18 protein-coding genes are annotated in these 18,415 nt (G+C 62.9%); 13 read left to right on the plus strand and 5 right to left on the minus strand.

What is annotated here, in order from left to right:
• Positions 1 to 151: 151 nt before the first annotated feature.
• The gene (locus MHX52_RS05745; protein WP_239317075.1) at positions 152 to 2,380 is read right to left on the minus strand and encodes an NADP-dependent isocitrate dehydrogenase; all 2,229 of its coding nucleotides are present in this window, start codon (positions 2,378 to 2,380) and stop codon (positions 152 to 154) included.
• 259 nt (positions 2,381 to 2,639) lie between these two features.
• Between MHX52_RS05745 and MHX52_RS05750 the strand changes: the two genes are divergently transcribed.
• From MHX52_RS05750 to MHX52_RS05810, 13 genes are all read left to right on the plus strand, one after another.
• Positions 2,640 to 3,884, plus strand: coding sequence for an MFS transporter (locus tag MHX52_RS05750; RefSeq protein WP_192816331.1), 1,245 nt, complete (start codon positions 2,640 to 2,642; stop codon positions 3,882 to 3,884).
• A 59-nt stretch (positions 3,885 to 3,943) separates the two neighbouring features.
• Positions 3,944 to 4,954, plus strand: coding sequence for an exodeoxyribonuclease III (locus tag MHX52_RS05755; protein WP_239317077.1), 1,011 nt, complete (start codon positions 3,944 to 3,946; stop codon positions 4,952 to 4,954).
• Positions 4,948 to 5,805, plus strand: a complete 858-nt coding sequence (locus MHX52_RS05760) for a trimeric intracellular cation channel family protein (RefSeq protein WP_239317080.1) — start codon at positions 4,948 to 4,950, stop codon at positions 5,803 to 5,805. The genes MHX52_RS05755 and MHX52_RS05760 overlap by 7 nt, the downstream gene beginning before the upstream one ends.
• Before the next feature lie 11 nt (positions 5,806 to 5,816).
• The gene (gene trpS, locus MHX52_RS05765) at positions 5,817 to 6,848 is read left to right on the plus strand and encodes a tryptophan--tRNA ligase (protein ID WP_239317082.1); all 1,032 of its coding nucleotides are present in this window, start codon (positions 5,817 to 5,819) and stop codon (positions 6,846 to 6,848) included.
• A gap of 115 nt (positions 6,849 to 6,963) precedes the next feature.
• The gene (locus tag MHX52_RS05770) at positions 6,964 to 8,046 is read left to right on the plus strand and encodes a YhjD/YihY/BrkB family envelope integrity protein (protein WP_049049791.1); all 1,083 of its coding nucleotides are present in this window, start codon (positions 6,964 to 6,966) and stop codon (positions 8,044 to 8,046) included.
• Positions 8,047 to 8,093: 47 nt separating this feature from the next.
• Positions 8,094 to 9,413, plus strand: coding sequence for an adenosine deaminase (locus MHX52_RS05775; protein WP_049049792.1), 1,320 nt, complete (start codon positions 8,094 to 8,096; stop codon positions 9,411 to 9,413).
• A 63-nt stretch (positions 9,414 to 9,476) separates the two neighbouring features.
• Positions 9,477 to 10,502 (plus strand): sugar ABC transporter substrate-binding protein, encoded by a 1,026-nt coding sequence (locus MHX52_RS05780; protein ID WP_049049793.1) that lies wholly within the window; start codon positions 9,477 to 9,479, stop codon positions 10,500 to 10,502.
• Positions 10,499 to 11,494, plus strand: a complete 996-nt coding sequence (locus MHX52_RS05785) for an ABC transporter permease (protein ID WP_035004401.1) — start codon at positions 10,499 to 10,501, stop codon at positions 11,492 to 11,494. The genes MHX52_RS05780 and MHX52_RS05785 overlap by 4 nt, the downstream gene beginning before the upstream one ends.
• Positions 11,495 to 12,280 carry an ATP-binding cassette domain-containing protein gene (locus tag MHX52_RS05790; RefSeq protein WP_035004399.1) on the plus strand — a complete coding sequence of 262 codons (786 nt, stop codon included), beginning with the start codon at positions 11,495 to 11,497 and terminating at the stop codon, positions 12,278 to 12,280.
• A 49-nt stretch (positions 12,281 to 12,329) separates the two neighbouring features.
• On the plus strand, positions 12,330 to 13,172 hold the full coding sequence (locus tag MHX52_RS05795; RefSeq protein WP_049049794.1) for a hypothetical protein: 843 nt from the start codon (positions 12,330 to 12,332) through the stop codon (positions 13,170 to 13,172).
• A 14-nt stretch (positions 13,173 to 13,186) separates the two neighbouring features.
• Complete coding sequence (locus tag MHX52_RS05800; protein ID WP_035004397.1) at positions 13,187 to 13,849, plus strand: hypothetical protein; 663 nt, start codon at positions 13,187 to 13,189, stop codon at positions 13,847 to 13,849.
• 92 nt (positions 13,850 to 13,941) lie between these two features.
• Entirely contained in the window at positions 13,942 to 14,856 is a 915-nt protein-coding gene (locus MHX52_RS05805; protein WP_049049795.1) for a hypothetical protein, read from the plus strand.
• 94 nt (positions 14,857 to 14,950) lie between these two features.
• Complete coding sequence (locus MHX52_RS05810; protein ID WP_239317084.1) at positions 14,951 to 15,643, plus strand: hypothetical protein; 693 nt, start codon at positions 14,951 to 14,953, stop codon at positions 15,641 to 15,643.
• Between the two features lie 3 nt (positions 15,644 to 15,646).
• On the opposite strand, the gene MHX52_RS05815 is transcribed toward MHX52_RS05810, so the two are convergent.
• From MHX52_RS05815 to MHX52_RS05830, 4 genes are read right to left on the minus strand one after another with little or no spacing between them, the layout of a single operon-like run.
• Positions 15,647 to 16,909 carry a hypothetical protein gene (locus MHX52_RS05815; RefSeq protein ID WP_035004394.1) on the minus strand — a complete coding sequence of 421 codons (1,263 nt, stop codon included), beginning with the start codon at positions 16,907 to 16,909 and terminating at the stop codon, positions 15,647 to 15,649.
• Between the two features lie 39 nt (positions 16,910 to 16,948).
• On the minus strand, positions 16,949 to 17,119 hold the full coding sequence (locus MHX52_RS05820; RefSeq protein WP_005291698.1) for a hypothetical protein: 171 nt from the start codon (positions 17,117 to 17,119) through the stop codon (positions 16,949 to 16,951).
• A 33-nt stretch (positions 17,120 to 17,152) separates the two neighbouring features.
• The gene (locus MHX52_RS05825; protein WP_239317086.1) at positions 17,153 to 18,073 is read right to left on the minus strand and encodes a C40 family peptidase; all 921 of its coding nucleotides are present in this window, start codon (positions 18,071 to 18,073) and stop codon (positions 17,153 to 17,155) included.
• A gap of 1 nt (position 18,074) precedes the next feature.
• Positions 18,075 to 18,386 carry a hypothetical protein gene (locus tag MHX52_RS05830; RefSeq protein WP_049049799.1) on the minus strand — a complete coding sequence of 104 codons (312 nt, stop codon included), beginning with the start codon at positions 18,384 to 18,386 and terminating at the stop codon, positions 18,075 to 18,077.
• Positions 18,387 to 18,415 lie beyond the last annotated feature (29 nt).

Genomic DNA, 18,415 nt, shown 5'->3' on the forward strand with positions numbered 1-18,415 from the left:
GAATGGCGGGGATGGGGCTGGTGGGAATGGCGGGGATGGGTGAGGTGGAGGCGGAGTCGGGTGTGGGGCGGACTCAGGCACAAGAAAACCCCAGCGCCAGCAGCAAAGTACCAGCGCCGGGGCTATCGCGGGCCGGGACCCAGCCCGGCGGCTACTTGTTGGTGTTCAGGCCGTCGATGATCTCATTGAACGTCGAGGACGGGCGCATCACAGCGTTCGTCTTCTCATCGTTCGGCCAGTAGTAACCGCCCAGGTCCACCTCGTGACCCTGAATATCCAGCAGCTCCTGGGAGATCTTCTCCTCGTTGGCCTCGAGGGCGTCAGCAACAGGCTTAAAGATCTCCGCCAGCTCAGCATCGCGAGTCTGGTCAGCCAGCTCGCGAGCCCAGAACTTCGCCAGGTAGAAGTGGGAGCCGCGGTTGTCGATCTCGCCGACCTTGCGGGACGGGGACTTCGACTCGTTCAGCACGGACTCGGTGGCAGCATCCAGAGCATCGCCCAGGATCGGGGTGCGCGGGTTATCGTCCGTCTCCTGCAGCTTGCGCAGAGACTCCGCCAGCGCCAGGAACTCACCCAGGGAATCCCAACGCAGGTGGTTCTCCTCCACCAGCTGGGCCACGTGCTTCGGCGCGGAACCACCCGCACCGGTCTCGAACAGGCCACCGCCGGCGATCAGCGGAACCACGGAAAGCATCTTCGCGGAAGTGCCCAGCTCCATGATCGGGAACAGGTCCGTCAGGTAGTCGCGCAGCACGTTGCCGGTGACGGAAATCGTATCCTCGCCAGCGCGGATGCGGTCGATGGACAGCTGCATTGCCTCCTCCGGCGGAAGAATGCGGATATCCAGACCCTCAGTGTCGTGATCCTTCAGGTAGGTCTCCACCTGCTTCTGCACGTTCCTGTCGTGTGCGCGCTCCGGATCCAGCCAGAACACAGCCGGGGCGCCGGTAGCGGCGGCGCGCTTCACGGCCAGCTTTACCCAGTCCTGCAGCGGGATGTCCTTGGCCTGGCAAGCACGCCAGATGTCACCTGCAGCTACCTCGTGCTCCATCAGCACGTCGCCGGCACCATTCAGCACCTGCACGCGACCCTCGGCCTCAATGCGGAAGGTCTTGTCGTGGGAGCCGTACTCCTCGGCCTTCTGCGCCATCAGGCCCACGTTCGGCACAGTGCCCATCGTGGTCGGGTCGAAGGCGCCATTCTTGCGGCAGTCGTCGATAACGACCTGGTAGATGCCCGCGTAGGAGGAATCCGGCAGAACTGCCAGCGCATCCTCGGTCTCGTCGTTCTTGTTCCACATCTGGCCGGAGGTGCGGATCATCGCCGGCATGGAAGCATCCACAATCACGTCGGAGGGCACGTGCAGGTTGGTGATGCCCTTGTCGGAGTTCACCATCGCCAGATCCGGGCCGTCGGCCAGAGCCTTGTCGAAGGCTTCGCGGATCTCGGCTGCGTTGTCTACCTTGCCCGCATCCAGTGCGTCCAGGATGGCGCCCAGGCCGTTCTCGCCGTTCAGGCCTGCCGGCAGCAGCTGGTCGCCGTACTGCTCGAACACGTCGTGGAAGTATGCGCGCACTGCGTGGCCGAACATGATCGGGTCGGAGACCTTCATCATCGTGGCCTTCAGGTGTACGGAGAACAGCACGCCCTCCGCCTTCGCGCGAGCCACCTGAGCCCGGAAGAAAGTGCTGAGAGCCTCGGCGCGCATCACCGTGGCGTCAACAATCTCCTTGTCCAGCACCGGCAGCTCTTCCTTCAGCACCTGCGTCTCACCGTTCGGCTTGACCAGCTGGATGCGCAGCGTGTCATCGCCGTCCATAATGACCGACTGCTCGTTGTGGCGGAAGTCGTTGGCCTCCATTGTCGCGACGTTCGTCTTGGAATCCGGCGACCACTTGCCCATGGAGTGCGGGTGCTTGCGGGCGAAGTTCTTCACGGCCTTCGGCGCGCGTCGGTCGGAGTTGCCCTCGCGCAGCACCGGGTTAACGGCGGAGCCCTTCACGGAGTCGTAGCGGGCCTGCGCGTCGCGCTCCTCGTCGGTCTTCGGCTCGGACGGGTAATCCGGCAGGTCGTAGCCCGCCTTCTGCAGCTCCGCGATGGCTGCCTGCAGCTGCGGGATGGACGCAGAGATGTTCGGCAGCTTGATGATGTTCGCATCCGGGGTCTTGGCCAGCTCGCCGAGCTCAGCCAGAGCGTCGTCAACCTTCTGCTCCTCGGGCAGCACGTCGGAGAACGCGGCCAGGATGCGGGCGGCCAGCGAAATATCGCGGGTCTCCACATCCACTCCAGAGGTCGAAGCAAAAGCCTCCACAATCGGCTTCAAAGAATACGTCGCCAAGAGTGGGGCTTCGTCGGTGCGGGTGTAGATGATCTTTGCCATGTGGCGTTCGTCTCCCAGCCTCTAGTTAGTCAGTTGGTCTTTTAGTGGTTTACGATCCAAGAATACGGCAAATATCAAACCTGTGAATGGTACGGGGTTATTGCCCACCGCGTGGCCTGTTCGGTTTTAAAGCTTAAAAATTTTTATTGACGCCTACCCGCCGCGCTTTTGCGACCCACCCGCCGCACTTCCCGCAGCCCCGTCAACCCGCCTATCAACCTGCCCTTTTACCCGTCTCTACAACTAATGAAAGCGAGCGATGCCCGTGAGCGAAACGAAACTTACAAAGTTGCCCTCCCGCCGCCCGGTTCCGCGCCAGACGGAGATCTCCACCCGCCACCGTTACATCGCCATGGTGGCGATGGCTCTGGGCGGTTTCGGCATCGGCACCACGGAGTTCGTGGCGATGGGTTTGCTGAACCTCATCGCGGAGGACTTCGCCATCTCGGAGGACCAGGCCGGCCACGTGATTTCCGCCTACGCGCTGGGCGTGGTCGTCGGCGCCCCGCTGATCACCACGCTCACGGGTTCGATCCCGCGCCGGCGCCTGGCGCTGCTGCTGATGGGCGCCTTCGTGGTCGGCAACGGCCTGAGTGTCTTCGCGCACTCCTATGGGATCCTGATGCTCTCCCGCTTCATCGCGGGCTTCCCACACGGCGCGTACTTCTCCGTCACGGCGCTGATCGCCGCGTCCATGGCGCCAAACGGCAAGCGCGGTAAGGCGGTGGCGCTGACGGGCATGGGGCTTTCCGTTGCCACCGTCATCGGTGTGCCGATTGCGCAGTGGCTGGGCTCCACCTTCGGGTGGAACGCGGCCTTCGCGATGGTCGCGGCCATCGGCGTGGTCACCTTCGTCGCCCTGTGGTTCACGGTGCCGCACATGACGTTGATGCCGCGCACCAAGCCGCTGACGGAGCTCGGCGCATTGGTGAACTCGCAGGTTCTCATGACCCTCGCCATCGGCACCGTCGGCTTCGGTGGCATGTTCGCGGTTTACACCTATATCTCCTGGACCCTGACGGAGAACGCGGGCTTCAATGCCAACCTCATCTGGATTCCGCTGATGGTCTACGGCATCGGCATGGTCATCGGCACGTATATCGGCGGTGTGCTGGCCGACCGGAACTTGGAGTACGCGATCCTCAGCACCTTGCTGTCCCTGATCGTCGTCCTTTCCGCCTTTTACTTCCTGTCCCACAATGCGGTGGCGGGCATCATCAACTTCGGCGTGATCGGCCTGTTGGGCTCCACCCTGGTACCGAACCTGCAGACCCGCCTGATGGACGTTGCGGGCGAGGCGCAGACCCTCGCCGCGGCGCTGAACCACTCTGCGTTGAACATGGCTAATGCGGCGGGAGCGGCGGTCGGCGGTGCCGTCATCGCCGCTGGTTATGGTTATTCCACCCCTGCGCTCGCTGGTGCGGCGATGGCCGCCTGTGGCGCTCTGCTGTGGATTCCTGCCTATTATTTACGACGCCGTCAGCTCGCAGCCGCCCGGGCGTAGGTTCTAAAGCTCTAAGGAAAAGTAAGGGTGAGTCGGCAGGGTTAGTAGGGTAGGGACTCATGAAGTCACTGACTATTGCGACGGTTAACGTCAATGGAATTCGGGCGGCAGCGAAAGTGCGCCACGAGGACAACCGGGGGATCCTGCCGTGGCTGGAGGCCACGCCAGCGGACGTGGTGCTGATGCAGGAGGTGCGCGCGGACGAGAAGCAGACGCGCGCTGCCCTGGAGCCCGTTCTGGACGAGTGGCACCTGGCTCAAGCTCCGGCGGCCGCCAAGGGGCGGGCCGGGGTGGCGATCCTGTCGCGTTTGCCCCTGCGGGACGTGCAGATCGGCTTCGGTGACGGTCCAGGAAGCGAGGAGTTTGCCGACTCCGGCCGCTACATCGAGGCCACGGTGGACGCCGGGGATCTGCCGGTGCGCGTGGCCTCCCTGTACCTGCCCAGCGGCTCGGCGGGGACGGAGAAGCAGGACGAGAAGTACCGCTTCCTGGATTCCTTCGGTGAGTACCTGCAGAACCGGGCGGCACAGGCCGAGCAGGCCGGACACCCCGAGCTGGTAGTCGGTGGAGACTGGAACATCTGCCACCGCCGCGAGGACCTGAAGAATTGGAAGACCAACCGCAAGAAGTCCGGCTTCCTGCCCGACGAGCGGGCATTCATGGATTCCCTATTAGGCACCTTCCCGGACGATGCCACCCAGGTCGCAGACGCCGAAGATTCCGGCCGCAACGGTAACCCCGCAGGCGTGGCCGGGGACTTCTTCGGGGCAGTGGACTACACGCCGGGGGATCTTGCCAACGCCCGCCTGGCCGCCGGCGCGGTGGAGGAGCCACACTACTTCGACGTGATGCGCCGGGTGCTGCCCGACCAGGCCGGGCCTTACTCCTGGTGGACCTATCGCGGCCAGGCCTTCGATACAGACGCGGGCTGGCGCATTGACCTACAGGTGGCCACCCGCGGCATGCTGGAACGCGCGCTGACCGCCAACAATGTCTGGGTGGATAAGGCCGCGGCCTACGACCAACGCTGGTCCGACCACTCGCCGGTGCTGGTGGAGTACGCATGCTGACCGTCCTCTACGTCCTGGGGCTTACCGCCGAATCAATGACGGCGGCCTTGGCTGCGGGACGTCAGCGGATGGACATGTTCGGCGTCATGCTCATCGCCTCCGTGACCGCCTTCGGCGGCGGCACGGTACGAGACTTACTGTTCGGCCATTACCCGCTGCGCTGGGTGGACGAGCCGATCTTCCTGGCTATCGTGCTGGGCGCCGCGCTGGTGACGGTGCTGGCCAGCTTCTTGATGGACTACTTCCGCACCATCTTCCTGGTGCTCGACGCGGTGGGCCTTTCCACCTTCGCCCTGCTGGGTGCCCAGGTGGCGCTGGAGCTGGGCTACCACCCCCTAATCGTCGTGGTCTCCTCTGTGGTGACGGGCGTGTTCGGCGGCGTGCTGCGCGATGTTTTGTGCGACCGGGTGCCACTGGTGTTCAGCGAGGAACTCTACGCCTCCATCGCCATCCTCGTGGCGGTGATGTACATGGGCATGCTGCACTTCAACATGGACGAGACCATCGGCAGCCAGCTGGTCATCGTCATTTGTCTGATCTTCGCCTTCGGACTGCGCCTGCTGGCGATCTTCTACCGCATTTCCCTGCCAGTTTTCGAATACCAGGAGCGCGAATACGTCCGCGACCCCGCCGGGCGGTTGACCATGTGGGCACTCAACAAGGCGGGAGTGCAGCGCCGTGAGATGCGCCGGCGCAGCGTGGGCGCCCCGAAAGCCCCGAAGGACAAGTCCGGGCAAAAGAAGCGCAAAAGGAAAAACCGGTTCGAACTGGTCGATCGGGGAGAGTACGAATACGGGGACGAGCAGGCGTCACAAAACCCACCCGAAGAACCCCGCAACAGCGACGAGTAAGGTTACATAACATGAACCAACCTGCGAAGAAACAGCGCGTCGTCTCCGGCCTGCAGCCGACCAGCGATTCCTATCACCTGGGCAACTACTTGGGAGCAGTCAAGCAGTTTATCCAGTTGCAGGAAGACTACGAGACCTTTTACTTCATCCCCGACCAGCACGCCATCACCGTGCCCGGCTACAGCCCCAAGGATCTGCGCAAGCGCACCCTCGCGGGCGTGGCACAGCTGCTGGCGCTGGGCATCGATCCGGAGCGCTCCACCCTGTACGTGCAGTCCCACGTGCCGGAGCATGCACAGCTGGCGTGGGTGCTGATGTGCATCACCGGTGACGGCGAGGCGCGCCGCATGACGCAGTTTAAGGACAAGTCCGCCAAGCAGGGCGGCGACAACACCACCTCCGGCCTGTACGCTTACCCGATGCTCATGGCCGCGGACATTCTGCTGTACCGCCCGCACCTGGTGCCGGTCGGCGAAGACCAGCGCCAGCACCTGGAGCTCACCCGCAACCTGGCGGAGCGCTTCAACTCCCGCTACAAGAAGACCTTCGTGGTGCCCGAGGACTTCATCCCCGAGGGCGCGGCCAAGATCTACGACTTGCAGAACCCGACGGCCAAGATGTCGAAGTCCACGGACAACCCCAAGGGCCTGATTAACCTGCTGGACGACCCGAAGGTCTCCGCCAAGCGCATCCGCTCGGCAGTGACCGATAATGACGGCGAAATCCGTTACGACAAGGAAAACAAGCCGGGCGTATCGAACCTGCTGGTCATCCAGTCCGCGCTGGGGGATAAGAGCATCGACGAACTGGTGGAGGGCTACCAGAAGGCCGGCTCTGGCTACGGCGACCTGAAGAAGGACACAGCCGAAGTGCTGGAGGCGTTTTGCACCCCGCTGCGCCAGCGCTACGACGAGTACATGGCCGACCCCGCCGAGCTGAACCGCATCCTCGCAAATGGTGCGGACCGCGCCCGCGAGATCGCGGCGAAGACCATCGAGCAGGTCTACGAGCGCGTGGGCTTCCTGGCGGAAGTAAGGCAGTAGCGAAGCAATAACGCGGAACAAGCAACGCGAAACAGCAAAGCACGGCAGCCCCCGCCGTGCTTTACTAATGTGAAGAACTTTCAAGACGAGACGACCGGAAGGAAGGGCCGTCCCTTTGGCGACCACCGATCCTGATAAGAGCAAGCTGGATAACTATGGCGTGGAGCGATCCCGCAAGGACGATCCAGGCCCGCTGGATAAGTACCGCGACAAGTGGCCGTGGCTGGATCACGTGCTGCGGATGCAGGATCGGTACTCCGAGCAGGGCGGTAACCAGTTCGCCGCCGGCATCACCTACTTCTCGGTGATGACGATCTTCCCCCTGATGATGCTGACCTTGGCCGTGCTGGCCATGATCCTGGCGGGCAACGAGAGGCTGCTGAACGACGTCATGGACAGGGTCGCCAACATGGGCGACGGCAGCATGGGAGATGTGCTGCAGACCATCATCGAGCAGTCCATCGAACAGAGGAAGTCCGTATTCTCCATCGGTCTTCTGTTGGCCCTGTGGACCGGACTGGGCTGGATCGCCCACCTGCGCCTGGGTGTTTCCGCGATGTGGAAGGTCGACGGTACGCCTTCCGGTTTCGTCTCCGGCAAGGTAAAGGACCTGATTGGCCTGGTCGGCCTGCTGGTCTCCCTGATCGCTGCCTTCGCCATCACCACCATCGGCAACTCCGGCCTGACCACCCAGCTGCTGGATGCAGTCGGGCTGGCAGACGTGCCGGGCATCCGCTACATCACCTTCGGCGTGGCCCTGCTGGTGGCGCTGATCGCTAACTTCTGCGTGTTCTTCTGGATGATCCTCTACCTGCCGCGCACCAAGGTGCCTCGCAAGTCCGCGGTGAAGGCCGCTGTTATCGGCGCGATCCTGTTTGAGATCTTCAAGCAGTTCGCCACCATCTTCTTCTCCAACGCGCTATCCAACCCCGCCGGCGCGGCCTTCGGTCCGGTGATCGGTGTGATGGTGCTGATGTACTTCATCTGGCGCATCCTGCTGTACTGCTCCGCGTGGGCTGCGACCACGCCGGAATCCTTGGCTAACCTGCGCCCGGATGCACCGCCGGCCGCCGTTATTCGCGTGCGCCAGGAGGTGCGTGCGGGTAGTGCCGACGCCAACCGTGCCGGTCTGCTTGGCATCGGCGCAGCCGCGGGCGTGGTCGTTGGCGGATTGGTCACCAAGATCTTCAAGCGCTAGCGGCCAGCTGCGAGCGTGGGACGCGAATGCAGCTAGGATCTTTAGACATGATTGACTCTGACATCATCGCGTCCCTTCCCAAAGTAGAGCTCCACGACCACCTCGACGGTGGCGTCCGTCCCGCCACCCTGGTCGAGCTTGCCGAGAAGATCGGCTACGAGCTGCCCACCACCGACCCAGTAGAGCTGGAGAAGTGGTTCTACGAGGCGGCGAACTCCGGCGACCTGCCGACCTACCTCACCACCTTCGATCACACCACCGCCGTCATGCAGACCGCCGAGGGGCTGGTGCGCATCACCCGCGAGGCCGTCGAGGACCTGGCCGCCGATAACGTTTGCTACGCCGAGCTGCGCTACGCCCCCGAGCAGCACCAGGCCGATGGCCTTTCCCTGCAACAGGTCGTTGAGGCCACGGTGCAGGGCGTGAAGGAGGGCGAGCGCCTGGTCGCCGAGCGCGGCGGTCGCATCCACGTGCGCCTGATCCTGTGCGCCATGCGCCACGCGGATCGTTCCGAGGAGATCGCCCAGCTCACGGTGGACAACTATGGCGAGCACACCCCGGGCGAGGGGTACGTGGTGGGCTTCGACATCGCCGGCGCCGAGGATGGCTTCCCGCCGTCAAAGCACGCCGCCGCGTTCGACCTGTTGCGTAAGAACCTCGTTCCTTTCACCATTCACGCTGGTGAGGCCGCCGGTGTGGACTCTCTTCGTGACGCCCTAGCGCAGGGCGCCCGACGTATCGGCCACGGCGTGCGTGTGTACGAGGACTTTAATGCCACCATGAGCGGCATCGAGCTGGGTCCGGTCGCCCGCTTCATGCGCGACCAGCGCATCGCCCTGGAGATCTGCCCGACCTCTAATACGCAGACGGGTATCTGCGACGACGTGGCGGAACATCCGTTTGGCCTGCTGTACGAGATGGGCTTCTTCTGCACCGTGAACACGGATAACCGCCTGGTTTCCGGCACCACGATGTCCCGCGAGTTCGAGCTGCTGGCCGAGCACTGCGACCTGGAGCTGTGGCAGCTGCTGGAGCTTACGAGCAACGCACTGCAGGTGGCGTACTGCGACGAGGGGCTGCGCGAGGACCTCGAGCGCAACGTGATCTATCCGGCCTACGCCGAGGTTGGCAATAACTTGCCGGACGATGCCCTGGACGCAGGCGACGCGGAGGGCACCGAGTTTTCCAACGGCATGCAGCGCCTGCACGGCCACGGCCAGCCGCACGGCGCGGGTGTTGCAGCGGGCGCAGGCCAGCAGGATATTGAGCTTTCTATGGAGAACCTCAAGGCCGAGCTGGAGGAGCTGGGCCTCAGCCTGGACGATGAGGAAAGCGATGGCGAAGCAGGCGACCAAACCTCCAGCTAGACGCATCTGAATGCTTTAAGTTGTCCCGCTTAGGGTTGGGTTTTGCCCCTGTGAACTGGCAAAATGCTCTGCATGGCGAATTCTTGGGGAATTAAGTTCAACCTCCGCCGCGCGGTGGCGATGCTGGTGATTATCTGCACGGGCGCGGCGCTTGCCGCGTGCTCGGAGACCGGTGGCCGACCGCGCGGCGGTGCGTCCGGCGACGGCGGCGGGGGAGTGGATACTCCGCGCTACACCGTGGCGATGGTGAGCCACGGCGCGCCGGGCGATACCTTCTGGGATCTCGTCCGCGCAGGCGCGGAGGATGCTGCCAAGAAGAACAACCTGGAGCTCCGCTACAGCTCCTCCCCGCAGGCACCTGACCAGGCGAACCTGGTGCAGAATGCCATCGATTCCAACGTCGACGGCCTGGCCCTGACCATGCCCACCCCGGAGGCTCTGGGGCCGGCGGCGAAGCGCGCGGCGAAGGCGGACATTCCCGTGGTCGGCTTGAACTCCGGCATGGAGCACTACAAGAAGTACGACGTCAGCGCCTTCTTCGGCCAGGACGAGTCCGTCGCCGGCGAGCGCGCCGGCGAGCGCCTGTCGAAGGACGGCGCCAAGAAGGTGCTGTGCGTCATTCACGAGCAGGGCAACCCCAGCCAGGAGTCCCGGTGCGCGGGCATCAAGAAGGGCCTCGGCGGCGGTTCTGTGGAGAACCTCTACGTCAACGGCATGGATCTGACCAGCGTGCAGTCCACAGTGCAGGCCAAGCTGGCGCAGCAGAAGGACATCGACTGGGTCATGGGTCTGGTCGCCCCCGTCGCGCTGACGGCCGTGCAGGCCAAGGAGCAGGCCGGTTCCAAGGCGAAGATCTCCACCTTCGACACCAACGCGGAGCTCGTCGCCGCAATCAAGAATGGCACCATCGAGTGGGCCGTGGACCAGCAGCCTTACTTGCAGGGCTACATGGCCATCGACGCGCTCTGGTTGGCCAAGCGCAACGGCTCCACCGTGGGTGGCGGCCAGCCGGTGCTGACCGGTCCGTCGTTCGTGGATAAGTCCAACGTGGACACCATCGCGGACGCGGCCAAGGAAGGGCTGCGATGAAAGCGATGAGTATCCTTAAGCGTCCCGAGTTCACCTCGGTGCTCGGCGCGGTCCTGATCTTCACACTGTTCATGATCGTCGCCCCGTCGTTCCGCTCCCTCGATGCGTTCTCTACGGTGCTGTACGCCAGCTCCACTATGGGCATCATCTCCCTGGCCGTCGGCCTGCTGATGATCGGCGATGAGTTCGACCTATCCTCCGGCGTGGCCGTCACCACCGCCGCACTGGCCGCCACAATGCTGAACTACAACTTCTGGCTGAACTCCTGGGTGGGCGTATTCCTCTCCCTGCTGATCGCCCTGGCCATCGGCGCCTTCAACGGAATGATGGTGATGCGCACGGGCATCCCGTCGTTCCTCATCACCCTGGCCGCGTTCCTGATGCTGCAGGGCATCAACCTGGCCGTTACGAAGCTGGTCACCGGCCAGGTCGCCACCCCGTCGATTGCCGACATGGAGGGCTTCGAATCCGCCAAGGCCGTCTTCGCCTCCTCGATCAACATCTTCGGCGTGGAGGTCAAGACTATCGTCTTCTGGTGGCTCCTCTTTGTGGCTCTGGCCAGCGTGCTGCTGTTCAAGACGCGCTTCGGTAACTGGATCTTCGCCGTCGGCGGCGATGCCGAGGCCGCTCGTGCCACCGGCGTGCCGGTACGCCGAGTGAAGGTGATCCTGTTTATGTTCGTTGGCTTCGCCGCATGGTTCGTGGGCATGCACAATCTCTTCGCCTTCGATTCCATCCAGGCTGGCCAGGGTGTGGGCAACGAGTTCCTCTACATCATCGCCGCGGTCATCGGCGGCTGTGCCCTCACGGGTGGGCGCGGCACCGCCATCGGTACGGCCATCGGCGCGCTGATCTTTGGCATGACGAACCAGGGCATCGTCTACGCAGGTTGGAACCCGGATTGGTTCAAGTTCTTCCTCGGGGCCATGCTGCTGTTTGCGGTGCTCACCAACAACTCTGTCTCCAAGTTCACTTCGGGAGGTCGCAGCTAAATGTCTTCTTCTAATGACGCCACCCCGATTATCAGCCTCCGCAATGTGGACAAGGACTATGGCGATGTCCACGTGCTGAAGGACATTGACCTGGATATCTACCCCGGCAAGGTGACCTGCATCCTGGGCGACAATGGTGCGGGCAAGTCCACCCTCATCAAGATCCTTGCCGGCCGCCACAAGCACACCAGTGGCGAGGTTCTGGTCGACGGCGAGGAAGTCAACTTCAACGGCCCGAAGGATGCCCTGGATAAGGGCATCGCCACCGTCTACCAGGATTTGGCCGTGGTCGGACAGATGTCCGTGTGGCGGAACTTCTTCTTGGGCCAAGAGCTCACTGGGCGTTTCGGCTTGCTGCGCGCCGACGAGATGCGCCGCATCGCGTCCGAGGAGCTGGAGAAGATGGGAGTGCACCTGGACGATGTCGAGGTGCCCATCGCCAACCTGTCCGGTGGCCAGAGGCAGGTCGTGGCCATTGCGCGGGCTGTGTATTTCGGCGCGCGAGTGATCATTCTGGACGAGCCAACCGCAGCGCTGGGCGTCAAACAATCCGGCATGGTGCTGCGCTTCATCAAGTCCGCCGCCGAAGGTGGGGTAGGCGTGGTGCTTATTACCCACAATCCCCACCATGCGTATCTGGTGGGCAGCCACTTTGTGCTGCTGAACATGGGCGAGCAGACCCTGGACGCGGATTATTCCGAGGTCACTCTGGAGCAGTTGACACTGGAGATGGCCGGCGGGGGCGAATTGGATTCTCTCAACCACGAGCTGCGGGATTTAAGTTAAGCTAAATGCCTGTATAACGACATTTTAAGGATGGGAGCTGACCGAAGCCGTGGCGCACTACAACCTGTACGAGTCGCTTGGGATCGACCGGAGCGCAAGCACTCAGGACATCGCAGAGGACATCGATAAGCGCCTGAGCACGGGTAATGCTTCCAACCCGGGCGGGGAAGACGAGCTGCAGGTGGCGCGCCAGGTGATTGCGGATCCGACGAAGCGCGGCATGTACGATGCCCGCCTGGACGATCCGAATGCCCCCGAGATCGACATTGCCGCGCTGCGTGACCTGGGTGAGATGCAGGTGCCGGCGCAGGGGCAGGCACAGCCCCAGCAGTTCCAACAGTTCCCGCAGCCCGGTCAGCCGCAGCAACCACAGCAACAGCCGCAGCAGCCCAAGCAGCCGTCCAAGCTGAAGCGCGAGTTCGCCCGTTCCTCGAAGCTGGCGCTGACCGTGGCGGCTATTGTCCCCCTTCTCGCAGTCCTGGTGTTGTTTGGGGCCTACAAGGGTGTGAGCTGGTTCTTCGGAGACGAGCGAGAGGTGAAGAACCTTTCCCAGGAGTTCCTGGATCTGCGTAAGAAGGGCGAGACCCAGATGTGGATGGACGATCACGTCGGCAAGGAATTCATGTCCGATGCCTCGGATTACTTCGACCTGGACGACGGCGGATACGAGGGCATGAATAAGGAGTTTGACGCCCTGGCTCTCCAGCCCAGAGAAGTCACCAAGAGCAACGATTTCGCCCGGTTTGTCTTGACCGAGGAGAGCGTTGACCGCTACGAGGACTTCTACCTCGTCTCCGTGGAGGACAACAATGGCAAGTTGAAGGGCCTATTGTTCTTCGGCGTGGGCAATAGCGGCCCGAAGCTGCTGAACATGAATATTCTCGACCGCTAGGGTCGGAACATCACATGAGTAATAACAACTGGAATAACTGGAACCCCAACTATCCTGCGCAGCAGGCTCCGCAGCAGAATAAGACCTCTCCGTGGGTGTATTCCATCGTTGCAATCTCCGTGGTGGCGCTGCTGGTCGCGGGCGTGCTGACGGCCACGGCAGTTATGGGGAAAGACAGCGGCGACGGTGAGGAATCGCCGGTAGCGGCGGAGACGGTGGCGTCCAAAAAGAGCAGCGAGAGCCCCGCCACGACCACCGAGCGTGAAAAGACTAGCGAAGCGGAGCCAACCCCGGAGGACGAGCCAACCCCGGAGGAGCCGCGAGGCAGTGGATCTTCCAGCCCAGAATATAGGTTGAGCAGCTATGGCTGGGAGGGCAGCCCCGCGCACTGCAATGCTGACGACCAGTGGCTGTACGCGGCCTATGGCGACGGCGATTACGTAGTGGTGTGCAAGGTCGGGGAGCACGGTGACTATTACTACCGAAGCTATGTCGGTGGCCACTCGATCGAGAAGGACGTGGACATGTCCTACGCAGACCCGAGCCGCGGCAGCTACAGCGTGCCCGTCGGGGGCGGAACTCGCATCGAGATCAATCAGAAGGACCTAAAGGTCTACGAACACGGCGAGGTGGCCAGCAACGTGACGTTCGACCAATTCTTCGTTGTTGATCGATAATGCCATTCCGGTCGCTTAATCAGTAGCAAGCTGTAATAATTAGGCGAATCCTAGATAGGAATTATTCGCAGAAAAGATTGAGAGCATTCGCCATGAGCAACCAGAACCCTTATGGCCAGCCGGGACCGAACCCCGGTGGCCAGAATCCGTACTCGCAGCAGCCGAACCAGCCGCAGCCGCAACAGCAGAACCAGTTTGGCCAGCCGGGTCAGCCTGGCCAGCCGAACCAGCCGGGTCAGCCGGGGCAGGCCGGTCAGGCAATGAAGCAGGGCCTGCAGTCGCTGGCGTGGAACCAGCTGGCTGCAGGCGTGGCGGGCATCGCAGCGCTGCTGGTGCTGTTCTTCAGCTTCTTCAAGTGGGTCGGTCTTACGACCAAAATTAGTGGAGATGAGTACACCGCTGGCGTGAACGGCTGGGGCATGCTCTCGGTGAGTGACAATGCCGATAAGAAGGATTTCGCCGAGGATTTCGGTAACACCGGCCTGGGCGTGCTCTTCATGCTCTTGACCTTGGGCTTGCTGATCGCCGCGGCGGTTATGTTGTGGCTGAAGATCCAGCCGCGTGTGGCCGTCTACCTGGGTATCGCCGGTGGCGCGGTGCATCTGATCTGGGCCATCTGGACAATCGTTGATTTCAATGGTCCCTACAAAGAGGCAAAGGACAAACTGGAGGAAGCTCAGTCCGCCAGCAGTAATTATGGGTTCGCATCTGGCATCACCTTGGACGGCGGCCCGAAGTTCGCGGTCTTCCTGGCAATCATCATCGCCCTGGCGATCATCGCGCTCGGCGTGCTGGCGATTGTGAAGTTCGGCCCGCTGCTGAACGTTCCGGGTAACAACCAGCCGAACCAGTTCGGCCAGCCGGGTAACCCGCAGGGCCAGTTCGGCCAGCCACAGAACCAGCCGGCCCAACAGCCGCAGTTTGGCCAGCCACAGAACCAGCCGAATCAGCAGGGTCAGTTCGGCCAGCCAGGTAACCAGAACCCGTTTAACCAGCCGGGGCAGTAAGAACCTTTCTACATCGCAAGAGAGCTCGTCATGGTAAGCCCAGACGAGCTCTTTTGTTAGTAGCTGCCCGTGAATGACCGGAAGTGATTGATCCATGAACAATCCCAATCCCTACGGCGCGATGGGTGGAAACCCTCAGTTTGGATACGGCTACCGTCCGCAACCAAACCCGTCGTATGGCTCCCGTCCCGGCACATGGATGCTGCTCGTCTCCGGCGGCGCCACAGCTTTAGCCTTGCTTATGTTCACTGCGAGCTTTCTCGGATGGACGGAGCTGAGGTTTAATCACGATGAAGGGATTATGAGGCTAAATGTGAACGGCTGGGGCAGGGTTGTCGTCACAGGTGCTCCGGAAGGTGCTGACGTTGTTGATTCGAAGTTCAGCAGTGCCGGAGTCGGCGTACCAGCCAATGTCGCAGCCCTGTCGCTACTGATTGTGGGTGCCGTCATGTTGTGGCAGGCGGTGAAGCCGCGTGTGGCCTCTTCCATGTTCATCGGCGCGGGCCTGGTGGGTCTAGGCTGGGCGATCTGGTCGATCATGAAGATCCAGCGAGCATTGAAGGCCATGGAGAGGGAAGAGGGTGCTCGACTGCGGGAAGAAGGCCTGGTTTTCGAGGAGGTCTTCCAAGGGAGTGCAGAAATCGGCGTTTATTTTGCAATTGCCATTTCGCTGGCGATCGTCGCTCTGGGACTATTTGCGCTGATTAAAAGCAACCACCAGGCGAAAGTGACCTGGGGCCAGCCCAGCCAGCAGGGGCAGTGGGGCTGGCCAGGGCCAGCCATCTAATTTCTAGAAGCGGGTGAAGCGCTTAATCAGGCCTTCCTCCAGTGCCTTCCAGCCCTTCGCCTCCTCATCGAAGGGGGCGGATGGCTGTGCGTCCGACGGGGAGCCCAGCATGTAAGCCAGGTAGTTCTGCAGCTTCGGGTAGCTCAGCAGGATCTTGTTCACGCCGTCGTCGCCCGCCCAGTCCGCGGCGTCCGCCAGCAGCTCGTAGGCGCGCCCCAGCTGGTCGGTATCCACGGCGTCGAGGGATTCCGAAATGTCGTCGTGCAGCCCAGCGAAGGAGTACTGGTTCGAGTCGTGCACCGTGACCTCCAGCTCACCGGCGTTGGCGGCGCTGACCAGGTCGCCCCAAGTATCCAGCTCTTCGAGGTCGTGATCGTGGGCGTCAATAATCCAGCGCACGAGGGCACGAGAGTTCGGGAAGGTGTTGATCTCCCCGTGGCGGCCGAGGAAGCGCGGCTTGTCGCCGACGTAGCAGCGCAGAGTGTAGACGTACTGGCCGTTCAGGCTGATGCGGATCGGATCGATGCCGGCGTCTGCCCAGATGGTCTTGTCGTAGGGATCGACGTCCTTGCCCTCGGTGGCCTTGGCCGCAGCCGCCGCCTCGGCCTCCTTCTCCTTCTGGCGCTTCTCGCGGGCCTCCTGAGCCTCGTCGATGCGCTTCTGTGCGTCCTTCACCTTTTCTTCGTCGACCTCAGGCTCAGTCAGGTGCACTTCGACGTCATCGAGCATGCCCTTCCACCGATCCAGCACGGTGCGGCCAACGCCCGACCATTCTTCCAGGCCGTTCTGCGACTGGTAGTGGTCCGGCCCGCGGCGCACGTTATCTAGGATGGAGTAGGAGTGGAACCAGTTGTTCACGCTCTTCAGACCTAGGACATTGCCTATGGAGCGCAGCAGATCGAAACCGCGGGCGACCGCGGAAGTGGATTCATAGCCCGGGCGCTGAGCCAGCTTGCGGGGCACCTCGACCAGGCTGATCTTGCCGGTGCGGGTGGGCACTACATTTGTGACCAAGTCGGACTTGAACTGCGCCCACTTGGGGTGCTCGGCCAGCTCGTTGCGCCCGCCGTCCTCGAGGAAAGCCAGGAGCTTGGCGGGGGAGTCGAAGACGAAAAGATCGTCGTCATCGCCCAGGAAGCCCTGCCAGCGCTCACCCTTGACCAGCCAGTTCGGGGCCCACAGGGTGTACCAGGTGCCGCTGGTGATCTCTAACTCCACGGCGACGATGCCGTTGCCGAATGTCCTCAAGCCATTTTCTGCTGCCATGGCTGGCATTCTACTAGGTCGGTCTGGCTACGTCGGTGTTTAGTCCTGCGTCTGGTCAGCCCGCCGGTTGCGCAGCTCCGCCGTGAGCACCGCGGGCACGGTTTCCGGCATTTCGCCCAGGAACTGCGCGGCCAGATACTCGCGCGGCGGGGGAGTGCTCACGATGCGCGCCAACCCGCTGCCGTGGGATCGTCCGTTGATGAGTGGCATGTTTTTCTCCTCTGTTTGCCGATGCCGATTCGCCTACGCCGCCGTCGGCCGGTAGAAGCCCTTGAACGGCATTCCGATATTGTCTTGCCTGATGGGGCTGATCTGCACTGGATCGCCGGCTTCGATCATGTTCCCGCCGTCGACGATCATCGCCACGTGCCCGTCCCACACGGCCAGGTCTCCCGCCTGCACTTCCGCGCGCGGAATCTGCGGCCCGACCGCCTGCGTGCTCGCCGTGCGCGGCAGATCCACCCCGGCCTGCTGGTAGGCCCACTGCACCAGGCCGCTGCAATCCAGCCCCTTGCCCGGCACCGTCCCGCCCCACTGATACGGGGTGCCCAGGGCCGTCTTCGCCGCGGCTACCGCCTTGTGTGCCTGGTCCGTCGGTGCGCCCGGCGCGCTGTTGCTATCTTGTGACGCCGGCGCCGCAACCTCTGCCGTGTCCGGATTCCTGGCAGGCAACCGCTCGGGGATCTGTTCCTTCTTCACCTCGTGCACGTCCAGGGTCAACCCGCGCAGCTCCTCCTCTAGAGTGTGCATGCGATCTTCCGCCCGCCCGACGTGTCGCAACACCACCGGCATCGCCGCGCCGAGGCCATTAACCAAGCCCAGCGGGCCGGCCATGCCGCTGGTGGCCACCGCCTGGCCGACTTCCCGCACGCAGTCGTCGAAGATGACGCTCAAATCCCCGATTGCCCGCTCTACGGCCTGGGCGGCCTGCCCCGCCAACTTGTCCAGTGCGCCGCCTGCACCTAAGGCCTGGGAAACGACCTTGGCCACCGAGTCCAGGGAACCGTGGACGTTATCGCCCGCCCGTCCCTGCAGGGCGGAGGCCGCCAGATTCCCCAGATCCTGCAGGCCCCTTACCCCAGAGACGCTGGCGCTGAGGCCGGGACTAAAGGGCGAGGGGATCGCCGCGGCCAGTGGGGCCACGAGGCTCGCTATGTCCAGCACCTCAGACCTCCCTCAACCCGCTGAAGGCATGGGAGTACTCGCCCTCGTGCCCGTCTAGTCCGCGATGCACGCTCCCGAGCGCAAACGTGGCGTCATTAAAGTAACTTTCCGCATCCCGCAACAACCCATCGTGGGCGTCCCGCGCCGTCGACAGCACCCGAAGAAAATCCTTGAGCGCCGGCGGCGCCACCATACCCACGGCGCCGTGCAGTGGCGCGACCTTTCCCTGCAGCGCGGTACTCACATCCTGCGTGCGCCCCTTTAGCCGCCCCACCAGTTCCGAATCGGCCGCTAACGCATCCCCTGAAAGCATGAAACCCTCCCCAAAAACACTCTGCAGCT

Source organism: Corynebacterium sp. ACRQJ, assembly GCF_022346045.1.
Taxonomy (GTDB): Bacteria; Actinomycetota; Actinomycetes; order Mycobacteriales; family Mycobacteriaceae; genus Corynebacterium; species Corynebacterium evansiae.